This is a genomic window from Halobacterium sp. GSL-19, from assembly GCF_016917855.1.
Lineage (GTDB): Archaea > Halobacteriota > Halobacteria > Halobacteriales > Halobacteriaceae > Halobacterium > Halobacterium salinarum.
In genome coordinates this window covers 1,976,648-1,987,132 of record NZ_CP070377.1, presented here as the reverse complement: position 1 = coordinate 1,987,132, position 10,485 = coordinate 1,976,648, and the positions used below count along the sequence as shown (strand labels likewise).

Here is a 10,485-nt window from a genome sequence, read left to right as displayed (position 1 = left end):
TCAGTTCTGGCGGAGTGCCAGCAGCGCCGCACCGAGGACCGCGACGAGCGCAACACCGACACCGAAGCCGGGGATGCTGCCGCCTGACTCGCCATCGGAAGTGCCCTCCGAGCCGTTCTCGGTGGTGTCCTCCTGCGTGGTAGTCATCTCGGTGGTCGTCTCGGTGGTCGTCTCGGTCATCGTCGTCGTCATCGTCTGGTTGTCCTCGGGCTGATCGACGGTCGTCTGATCAGGCTCCTCGAGTTCCTCGACGATTTCGACGTTCTGACGGTCGGTGTTGTCACCGTCGTCAGCTTCGACCGTGTAGTTGCCCGGCTCGACGTTCGAGAGCGGGACATCAACCGACCACTGGCCGTCGCTGTTCCACTCCTCAGTGCTGTTGATCTCGACGGACGTGTCTCCCTGAAGGAGTTCAACCGTGATGGTGTTGTCGTCGGCCTTCCGGTTGGTGTCCCCCATGATGGTGAGCGTGCCGCCCGCTTCGCCACCCTCAATGGATTCGATCGTGGTCAGTCCGTCAACGAGACGGAACTCCTGCGTGACCATGAGGTCGTCGCTGGCGGTGTCGTCGACCGTGTTCGCGAGGATGCGGTCGCGGATCTGGTTGCCAGTCGGCGAACCCTGCTTGTACTTTTCGATTTTGTCCTCAAGCTTGGTCATCCCACCGAGGTCCTCGCCGAAGGTACCGTCACGGCCGGATGAGAGGATGTGCGCGGAGGCAGTTCCCTGATTGAGCTCGCCGAGGGGGATGTCTTCTTCGTCGAACGTGCCGTCGCTGTCAACGGACACTTTCTTGAATTCGACCTGTCCACGGCTGCCGACAAAGATAGCGGCAACGTTGTCCTTGCCGGGGGCGGTCCCCTCCACGTCGATCTGTTCGTCTTCCTGGGCGATCTGCCCGTTGTACGTCTCGAAGGACGCGGTAAGATCCGTTTCAGTCACACGGATCGAGGACGTGCTGCTGACGCCCTGGTTGAAATCGGACGTGTCGATCTTCTCTTGGATCTTCCCCTCAGAGTTGACGGCGTCGCGCTTGTCGATGATGCCGAGGCGGTACGTACCGGGGAGACCAAGGATGTCGTCACCGCCCTTGTCGCCCGCGGAGAGCGTGATGTCTTCCTCCTCGAACGTGTCGTCGCTATCGACTTCGATCGATTTCTCGTCGTCGATGGTGACGAGTTCGAAGTCGTTGTTGTCGCGAGCGTACAGCACGACGTCGTCGGTCCCCTCGTTGGCGGTTCCGTTGATGTCGACTTCCGAGCCGACAACGTACGCGCCGGTCGGGCTGTCGAGGGTGATGTCGCCCTGCGTGACGTCGAAGTCAGTGTCGTCGTCGGTCGACAGATTGTTCAGAGCGTCGACGCCGTCTGTCCCGTCGAGTGATTCGCTGTTGACGTAGTTCTCGCCGTCAGTTCCGGATGCGGGGTAAAGATCGAGATCGGCGCTGGAGTCATCGAGGTACTGCGTCTCGATGGATCCGACGCCGTTTCCGTCGTCGATCTCGACGATGGCGTACGCGTAGTCGACGTCCGAGATCGAGGTGTTTTCATAGTCGGTTGCAACGTCGTTGGTACTGCTGTTGTCGACGACGAGACCGCTGTCGACAGTGTCACCAACGCTGCGCATGACCTTCGCGGCTTCCTCGGAGTTGATGTTGTCGCGGAAGTCGCTGCTGTCGATGGTGACAGCGTGATAGTTGCCTTCCGGACTGTTCTCGATGGTGTACTTGAGGTTCGATCCCTGCACGACTTCGTCCTCGGCGAGGTTCAGCGATGCCTTGTTCGAGGAGGAAATCGTCACGGAGACGGACTCGGTGGCGTCACCGAAGTCCAGGTCCTCGACACCTTCAACCGAGAACGTGTAGTCGCCCGCGTCAACGTTGTTCGGGTCGATGTCGAAGCGAAGCGTGTTGGGCCCGTTGTTTCCGGTGCCATCTTCGTACGCGCCGCCCGACTGGTCGGCAGCGAGGATCTCGTCCGTAACGTCGAGACCGTCCTCGTCTTCGACGGTCAGCTCGAGGTCCTCGGCAGCGTAGTAGTTGTAGTCAACGGCGATCGAGGACTCGTCCTGCTGTGTGTTCAGGACACCGCCGGTGACGTCGTTGTCCGCGTTGTTGCGGACTTCGAGCATCGTCACCGATGGACTCTGGACCGTAACGCCGAAGTCAGCCTCGGCGTTGTCTGGACCATTGCTATCGTAGGAACCGGTCGACTGGTCCTCGGGGATCGGAATCTGGAGAGGAACGCCCTCGTCAGACCCGCCAGTGCGGGAGAGGGTCGCCGGACTGACCTCTTTCTCGTTGTCCAGCTTCCGGAAGGTAACGTCCTCTTCGCCCTGGAAGATGGTCGCGCCACTGGCGACACTTCCTTCGGTTTTACCGTCTTCTGAGGCGGTACTATACGTGTAGTTTGTATTTTCGTTGAACCGCTGATAATCGTTCAGGTCGCTTGCATTCGCCGCAGCAGCCCCGCCCGTGAACGCGACGCCGGCTCCGATTACGGAACCGACCATCAGCGCCGTCAGGAGGACTGCGCGGAGTTTGCCTGTTGTGTCTGTCATTTTTACTGAGTGACTGAGCTACGGTGTCAGTCCAACCAGACGACCGCATCCACCTGATTCCGCCGAAACGGTGAATCGTGGGTTTCTGCAGCCGCCATTTCGGGTAGGGGTGCTCCAGACTATACCCGGCCACTGGTAAATGCTTTCTGCCTTTTCGCGCGTCAGCCGCCGTCAGAACACCGATTTGGGTGTGTATTGCTCACATGAAACGTGGATGGCGGAGCGGCGACATCACGCACGGTGCCGTCCGGCGAAAACGGGGGTTAAAGATGCCCCAGTTCGAACCGAAGCCGCAATGAGCGGGAGTGGGCCACGGAAGTGCCTCGTCGTCGGCGTCTGTGTTCTCATCGCCGGGCTCGTCGTACCAGCGGGCGGGCCAGCCGTCGCGGCGAGCGACGGCGCGGGTAACAACATCCATGCGGGGGCTCCGTTCGCCACCGATCAGGCGCTGAACCTCACCACGAACCTCACTGTTGCGGGCACACCGCTGCCCGATGGTGGATCGGTGACGACTGCCGACAACCCCCGGCTGGCGATGAACGTGATCAGCAACGCCACCATCGAGGTGATCTCGGTGCGCATCAACGACAACACGCGGCGGTCGTACGTCCCGAACGCCACTGCGTTCAACGAATCCACGAGGCTGGACCTGGATGCGGGAACGCACGACCTGACCACGGTCGTCAGGACTGCGAACGGGACCACGACGTACACCGGGACGATCACCGAAGACCCGAACGCGCCACTCGTCACGTTCGAGGCCCCGATGTCGGCCGGGTTCGTCGGCCCGGACAACGAGTACGAGCCCCTCGGTAACAACTACACCGTCAATCAGGCCACCGTCACCCTAGAGGGGACGATCCAGGACCAGTCGGCCGTGGAGTACATGGAGATCACGCGGTACTACAACTACCGCCCGGGGGGAAGATACCGACCGGACGCGGAGGCGGACGCCAAGCGCGAGATCGAGATTCGAGATCCGGGGGACTCGTTCTCCCAGGAGCTGCGCCTCGGACCGGGGCGTCCGAGCGTCGGCAGCGGCGCCAACCGGCTTCAGATCGAAGTCGCAGACGAATACGGGAACGTCAGGCAGTACCACACCCAGATCACGGTCAACGATACGGCCGCACCCGAGATCAACGTCTTGGATCGGCGGCCAGTCGCAACGCGCTCGGCGGTGGAGGTCACCGCTGAGGTGACCGACAGCGTGGGAATCTCAACGATTGGCGTTCGTGACGGCCCGGTAACTGGTGCCGGCCAGGATTTCCTGTTCACGCAACGCCAGCCGTTGCAGCGCCCGTTCTCGAAGACGGTGACGACGACCGTCCCGATCCTCGACGGTACGAAGGCGATCACACTCATCGCCACCGACCAGGCCAACCACAGGACCACCCGCGAGCTCGCGGTGAACTACAGCGAGCTGGTCACGCCGGCGATCCAGTTCGACAACTCACTCACCGGAACGGCGGGGGCGCAGCGCGTCCAGGCGGTCGGGCGAGTCTACGACGGGCAGATCTCACGCGTGCGCGTTGAGTCGCTCACGCCGGACGGTGAAACGATCGACATCAACTCGGTGTACAGCGGTGGTGTCACCGAGAACGTCAGCTTCCAGGAGTTGCTGGATGCAGAGGCGTACCCGGCCGCCGTGCGCGTGCGCGTGCTTGACGTGACGGGGACCGAGCACACGAAGACCATCGAGTTGTCCCAGTCAGAACCGGTCGACGAAGTGGTGGTGGAAGGAGCGGGAACGGAAACCGAAACGGCCGGTGGCGAGGGCGATCAGGCCGACAGGACAACGCTCAGGAACATCGAATCCAGTCCGGCGGTGTCGCCGGGCACCGCCGATCAGTCGGGGCCGTTGGGAACGCTGACCGGGTTGGTGAGCGAGTACGCGCTCCCGATCGTGGGGCTGCTGTTGGTCGTGATTCTCTTGTTGGTCGTCCAGCAACGCCGCGGGTAGCGGGCAACGTTACTCGCGGCGGCGCAGGCCCACACCAGCGAACACGATGACAACCGCCACGAGTGCGCCCACGGCCGTGAACCCCGGCGTTGGACCGCCGGTTTCGCGCGACGTGGTCGTCGTTTCGGACTGCGTCTCGGGCGTCGTCGTGGCTGCCGTGGTCGTGCGTGTCGGGTCGGTGACCGTCGCCGTCGTGTGCGCAACCGTATCGTCGGCAACGAACATCGTCAGTGTCACCGTCTCCCCGACGGTTGGAACCGGGAGATCGACAGTGCCGGTAAACGTGCCGTTGGCGGCCACGGTCGCAGTGGACCGCTGAATGTAGCCGAACGATCCGTTCGATTCGGCGAACGAGACGCGAACCGTCGCCTCGGTTCCCGGCGCGAGGTTCGTCACACCCGAGACGCGTGTCGGCTGTGCGCGTGTGAGCAGCCGCCCGTCACCACTGTCGGCTCGGAGATCGAAGCGCGTGCGTGGCGTCACGACCTGGAAGTCGTCGCTGGCGGTCTCGTTGGTGCCGGGAGCCAGATACGGGAACGCCGGGATCGTTATGTCTCCGCCAGCGCCACCCAGGAGGCTGCGGTAATACGTCTGGATGTTGTTGTCCCCACGGTCGAACTGGAACGCGTCGGCGGGGTCGGTCTCGTAGGTGAGCGACGCCGAGAGGCTCTGGAAGTCGGTCCCGCTGGATGGTTGGAAGTCAGCAACCGCCTGTGGATCGACAACGACGTACAGTCGCCCGCGTGACGCGTTGGCGTACACTGAGGCCGCGGCCGGATCCGCACTAGACAGGTCGAGGATTTCGAGCGGGGACTCGATGCCGGGCGGTGAGTCCGGGCCCTTGACCACAGGGCTGTTGGTGGCCTCGACCGCGAACTGGACGCCTTCGCCGGTTCGGGCTTCGAGTGTGGAGAGGGTACTCGGGGCGACACCCGAGGCGAGCGCGTCCGGCCCGCCCGCGATGGCCGCCAGATGGCCGTAGATCCCGGTCGCGTTGGCCGCGATCACAACCCGATCGGTCGTCGTGGGCGGTCGCTGGTCGGTCATCGACGCCGCGAGCGCGGTCGCGTTCGGAGCCGCGTCTGCCGCGCCGGCGGGGGCCGTGTTCACCGTGATGTTGTGGACGCCCGGGGTTGTCAGTGAGACCGTCGCGGTGTCGAATCCGCCGTCGGCCGGTGACGACGTGAGTGCGGTCGTCGCGCCGTCGGTGCGTGCCTGCGCGCTGATGGTTCGGTTGGTGGTCGCCGTCACGGTGTACGTGCCGGGCTGGAGGGGGCGAGTGAGTTGGGCTGTCGGCCGCTCGCGGTCGGCGCTCCGGATCAGCCCCACCGCGGCCAGGTAGTCGGCGAATCCGTCGACCTGGGTGCCGTCGGGGCCGACGAACCGCGGCCCGGGATCGCCGTCGAGGCGTCCGTGAACGCCGCTTGTGACGGTGTCACCACCGCTGTAATAGACGTTCTCGGTGTTCGTCGGGCTGAGACTCGTACTGGTCCCGAGCGTCCTGGTGTTGATTCCGAGGGTGATCGTGCCGTCGGCGTCAGTGTCGACGGCGCGAACGACATCAAGGAAACCGGCATCGGCGCCGCCGACGTGAATATAGACGGGGTGATCGTTGGGAATGCGGTCGGGCAGTGTCAGTGAGAGCGAAACGATGTCTCCCGCGGGCCGTGTGTGCTCGGTGTGTTGCCAGCCAGCGTCGTCGGTGCTGTTCGAAGGCGATTCCGGGGGCGCGCCGGCGGCCGCTGTCGGGGCGTGATCCGTGGCCGCAGCCACTGTCACAGCGGCCGGCGTGCAGACGACAGCCACGACGAGAATGGAAACGGCGGTCGCGCGCAGTGTCGTCGTGAGCGAGGGAGTGCGTGTCATGGATGAGAGCGTCTCCAGGTGCGCCACCCGATCTAGTGCGGTGGTTCGCGGCCCTGTTATTTGATCGTGTCCATCTGTGGAGCCGCAGCGGACGGGCGCAGTCGTCCGTGAGAGGGGATATCTAGAGGACGCAGTCGGGTGGGTAAATACTTTGGGCGCCCGGAACCCCGCCGACAGTCGGCCACAACGACCGGACGGCAACCCGACAGAGAACAGGCCTGACAGCGACGAGGGCAGGAGCGAACGTGGGGGTCGGTAATCAGCACCTTCAAAATACTACTCTCGTAACTATCAGTATGAACGGCGATAGTCCCTTTGCGGGGCCTCCAGAAGGCACACGCGAGGAGATCCTCCGGGCGGCGTTTCTCGTGCTCCAGCGGGACGGCTACGCTGGGCTGTCGATGAATCGGATCGCCGAGGAGGTCGGCCTGCAGAAGGCGTCGGTCTACCATCACTACGCGGAGAAAGACACGCTGTTGCTCGCGCTCGTCGATTACGTCGTCGAGGAGCTTCGGTACCGGATCGTTCAGTCCGACGACGAGGACCCCCGCCAGCAGCTGCGACGGTTCATCGACGAGGTGGTGTTCGGACACCACGCCGGATCGGACGCCACGGCGTTGTCGCCGCCGACGGATGGGACGATCCGGGCGTTCATTCAGATCCGCGCGCAGGCAGTCCACGACGACGACTACCGCGAACAGATCACGACGATCGACCGGATCCAACAGGAGCACATCGCGGAGATCATCCAGCGTGGCGTGGACGCGGGAGAGTTCCGCGACGTCGATCCGACGCAAGTGGCGTCGTTCATCTCGACGCTGTTGACCGGCGTGTTCACACGCCGAGTCACGATGACGACTGACCTGACGCCGGTGCGGGAAGCGACCCACGCGTATCTCGAAGCGGTGTTAGTGGCGTAACCCTGCTCGTGCGTGCTACGTGGCGCACAAACTATTACATAGAACGGGCAACACGTTGTGGGTATGTCACAGCAATCACGCACGGCGAGCCGGGAGGCGGCGTCGATCATCGCACTCCCGACACACGCGGTCGGCTACCTCGCACTGCTGGCGGCGATCGTCACAGGGGTCATCCATCTCCAGTTGGGCAATCAGATCGCTGGGTTGAACCAGCAGTTGGCGATCCTGTTCGTGTTGAACGGCGTCGGGTTCCTGGCTGGCGGCGCCGTCTACGTGAGCAGCTACTGGCGCGAGGCGCTGTATCTCGTGGCGGCGGCGTACGCGCTCACCACGATCGTCTCGTTGTTCGTGTTCCAGGGGTTCAGCGTGGACGCCTTCTACATGGGCAACACACTCAATACGACGGCCGTGATTTCGAAGGTAGCCGAAGCTGTGCTGGCGGCGTGTGCCGTGTTCTTGTACGCGACGGAGTAGCGGGACACGGAACAGGACGGCAGAAAACAGGAGGAGCGGTTATTCGCCGTCGCGGAACCGGCGGAACCCGATCACGCCAAGCCCGCCCAGCGACCCCAACACGAGAAGCGCGGCGACAGAGCCGGACAGCGAAGTGATGGAGCCGGGCGTCAGCGAGAACTGCTGTGCCGACTGGTTCGGCTGGGTCGTGGCTGGTGCGACCGACATCGAGGAGCTGGAGACCTGGACGGACTGCGAGCTGTCGTAGGACTCCCCGCCGACCTGGTACTCAGTGTGAAGCGAGAGCGTGGTGTCGGCGTCCAGCGTAGTGGGAACAGTCACCGTCTGTGAGTGGGCGGCGTCGACGGTCCCGAACGCGGCCGCGGGTGCCGGACCGACGTCGTCGGTGCCGACCGTGGTCACGTCGTTGACGGCTGCGTTACCGAGGTTGATGAGGCGATACTGGAGGAACTTCGAGTCGTTCTCTTCGATGACTGTTGCGTCGACGCGGACGTCGGTTCGGAGCGCATCGACGTCGATGGATTTCGACGTGTTGACTGCGGCGTCGCTGGTTTCAAGCGATGCCTTGAGGTCGATCGTCCCGGTGCGTTCGGGCCGGATATCGAATTCGAACTGGGTGATGTTCTCGGTGCCGAGCACCGGCTTCAGGCGCGTCTCAGTGTCGAGGTTCTGGTTGGTCGCTTCGAGGTCGAGCGACAGGTCCGTGAGCGGGTCCTCTTCGCCGTTCGAGACCGTGACGGTGACCGGCGTGTCGGTGCCCGCGACCGCGGACTGCGCGTCGATCTGGAGGCGAGGTTCGGGTGGTGACGACGAGGACGGCTCCGAGACCGAGACGTACACGGGGTACTCGACGGAATCGATGCTGCGGGTGATCCCGTCACTGTCGGTCTGGACACCGCGAACGGTGACTGTGAGTTCTTTGTCACCAGCTGAGTCGAAGGACGTGCGAAGCGGCACGTCGATCGACTCGCCGCCGGCGATCGTTCCCAAATCGCTGACCTTTGCCAGGTTCCCGCCGTCACCGGAGAGGGTCACTTGCGTGATCTCGAACGATCCGTCGCTGGAACTGGAGTGGCGCACGGTCGGCGTGACGGTGATGGTGTCACCGGTCGTCGGTTCGTCGTCGGAGACGGCAACGTCTGAAACGGTGACTTTCAGACCGTTGTCTGCGGACACGACGCCAGCAGCCGCGACGGCCGACAGGCAGACGACGGCGGTCATAATTAACGCTTTCAGCGCGCGGGAATCCATGTGGTTGTTTCCCATCATAATCCCGGACAACAACCTAACAATATATAAAGATTTGCTTTATTGAGTTTATTTTAGCTTGGAATTATCGAGGGTTCCTCGTGATCGCCTAGCAGAAGTCGTATCACCGAGATATGAACGCCTGTAGAAAAAGCCATATATCAGCCGTATGCTGTCGATGGCCAACACCGAGACGACCGCAGCGACTGGCCACCCACAGACACCAACACGCCTATGGACGGGGCGTGTTTCGCTCGGACCAGCAACCATGACTGCAGCGACAGACGCGCTCGCATGGGTTGTCGTCGCGGCGTTCGCAACGAGCGCCCTGATCGACGCGGCCAGCGATGACCACGAGGCGTTGCGGCGGTACGCCGCCGTCGGCGCGTGGGCCGTGTTCGGGCTGTTCTGGGGCCTGCTCATCGAACACTTCCTGTTCGTGCAGCAGTCACTCATCGAGGGCGCACTCGCTGCAGCGGCCGTGCCCGCGTGCCTCTACACGGCGTACCTCGTGGCCAGCGGCCGGAAGTCGCTGGCGACACTGACCCGCGCGATCGCGGTCATGGGGCTGCTCTACATTCCGTTCCAGACGATCGAGCCGCTGCGGCGGTGGGCGATCCTCACGACGACACACCACGCCGCGTGGATCATGGGCCAGCTCGGCTACCACCCGGCGATCGAGGTCGCCACGAGCTACCACGGCTACCCTGCGAAGTTCGCGTTCCACGGGACGAGCGTCGTGACCGGCGAACCCTGGGGGTTCCCGACGACGGTGCTACTGGCGTGTACGGGGATCGGAAGCATGAGCATCGTCGGCGGGCTCGTGGCGGCCGTCGACGCGCCGATGCGGCGCAGGCTGCGCGCACTGGGGGTGGCGATTCCGCTGATCTACGGGATGAACCTGGTGCGTGTCGTGTTCATCGCGATCGCACACGGCAACCAGTGGTTCGGCGGGGATGTTATCGAAGGCGTGGTGTTTGCGTTGTTCCCGACGGACAACCCCAACCGGGTGTCGTATCTGTTCGCGGATCGCGTGCTTGCGCAGTCGCTGTCTGTCGTGGTGCTCGTCGTGTTGACGCTGGCGCTGCTGCGTATCGTGCCGGAGCTGGGCGGCGTCATCGAGGACGTGGCGTTCGTTCTCACCGGCAACGAATACGATATCACGGGCCGGTTCGCCGGCGACCGCTAGCCCGGCCTGGTCCCGTCGGTTGGCGTGGATCGAGACAGGAGGCGTTGGGAACGGACGCGGCGCTGTTCGAGTAGCGGAACGGAGAAAGCGCCCGGAGCGGGATTTGAACCCGCGTCACAACCGTGACAGGGTTGTATGATGGGCCACTACACCATCCGGGCTGGCTGCACTCATTCGTATCCGGGGTATAGTATTAAGACTTTCCAATCGCGGGCTGTGTGTGTATCGCTGTCGTGTCGCCGTTCGCGCGCCCCGTGGTTGACAAGGCT

7 protein-coding genes and 1 tRNA gene are annotated in these 10,485 nt (G+C 63.5%); 4 read left to right on the top strand and 4 right to left on the bottom strand.

The genetic code is table 11. The features are described 5' to 3' along the window. Window positions 1–2,559: an HVO_2072 family ArtA-dependent S-layer glycoprotein gene (gene csg, locus JT689_RS12280; RefSeq protein ID WP_205251321.1), complete on the bottom strand. Its 2,559-nt coding sequence runs from the start codon at window positions 2,557–2,559 to the stop codon at window positions 1–3. 295 nt (window positions 2,560–2,854) lie between these two features. Between csg and JT689_RS12275 the strand changes: the two genes are divergently transcribed. After that, window positions 2,855–4,519 (top strand): hypothetical protein, encoded by a 1,665-nt coding sequence (locus JT689_RS12275; RefSeq protein ID WP_229373382.1) that lies wholly within the window; start codon window positions 2,855–2,857, stop codon window positions 4,517–4,519. 9 nt (window positions 4,520–4,528) lie between these two features. Here the strand turns inward: JT689_RS12275 and JT689_RS12270 are convergent, their stop codons facing one another. Next, window positions 4,529–6,385, bottom strand: a complete 1,857-nt coding sequence (locus JT689_RS12270; protein WP_205251319.1) for a BGTF surface domain-containing protein — start codon at window positions 6,383–6,385, stop codon at window positions 4,529–4,531. 296 nt (window positions 6,386–6,681) lie between these two features. Between JT689_RS12270 and JT689_RS12265 the strand changes: the two genes are divergently transcribed. Both JT689_RS12265 and JT689_RS12260 read left to right on the top strand, forming a co-directional pair. Then, on the top strand, window positions 6,682–7,305 hold the full coding sequence (locus JT689_RS12265) for a TetR/AcrR family transcriptional regulator (RefSeq protein ID WP_205251318.1): 624 nt from the start codon (window positions 6,682–6,684) through the stop codon (window positions 7,303–7,305). A 63-nt stretch (window positions 7,306–7,368) separates the two neighbouring features. Further along, window positions 7,369–7,779 (top strand): hypothetical protein, encoded by a 411-nt coding sequence (locus JT689_RS12260; RefSeq protein WP_205251317.1) that lies wholly within the window; start codon window positions 7,369–7,371, stop codon window positions 7,777–7,779. A gap of 39 nt (window positions 7,780–7,818) precedes the next feature. Here JT689_RS12260 and JT689_RS12255 read toward each other — a convergent pair whose 3' ends face one another. Beyond that, entirely contained in the window at window positions 7,819–9,048 is a 1,230-nt protein-coding gene (locus JT689_RS12255) for a hypothetical protein (RefSeq protein ID WP_205251316.1), read from the bottom strand. A gap of 247 nt (window positions 9,049–9,295) precedes the next feature. On the opposite strand from JT689_RS12255, the gene artA reads away from it, so the two are divergent. Further along, complete coding sequence (gene artA / locus JT689_RS12250) at window positions 9,296–10,216, top strand: archaeosortase A (protein WP_205251315.1); 921 nt, start codon at window positions 9,296–9,298, stop codon at window positions 10,214–10,216. A gap of 88 nt (window positions 10,217–10,304) precedes the next feature. Here the strand turns inward: artA and JT689_RS12245 are convergent. Then, window positions 10,305–10,377 (bottom strand) — tRNA-Asp (locus tag JT689_RS12245). Window positions 10,378–10,485: the final 108 nt, after the last annotated feature.

Coding starts and splice junctions, on each gene's coding strand:
- csg (WP_205251321.1), bottom strand. CDS start 2,559: ATGACAGACACAACAGGCAAACTCCGCGCAGTCCTCCTGACGGCGCTG.
- JT689_RS12275 (WP_229373382.1), top strand. CDS start 2,855: ATGAGCGGGAGTGGGCCACGGAAGTGCCTCGTCGTCGGCGTCTGTGTT.
- JT689_RS12270 (WP_205251319.1), bottom strand. CDS start 6,385: ATGACACGCACTCCCTCGCTCACGACGACACTGCGCGCGACCGCCGTT.
- JT689_RS12265 (WP_205251318.1), top strand. CDS start 6,682: ATGAACGGCGATAGTCCCTTTGCGGGGCCTCCAGAAGGCACACGCGAG.
- JT689_RS12260 (WP_205251317.1), top strand. CDS start 7,369: ATGTCACAGCAATCACGCACGGCGAGCCGGGAGGCGGCGTCGATCATC.
- JT689_RS12255 (WP_205251316.1), bottom strand. CDS start 9,048: ATGATGGGAAACAACCACATGGATTCCCGCGCGCTGAAAGCGTTAATT.
- artA (WP_205251315.1), top strand. CDS start 9,296: ATGACTGCAGCGACAGACGCGCTCGCATGGGTTGTCGTCGCGGCGTTC.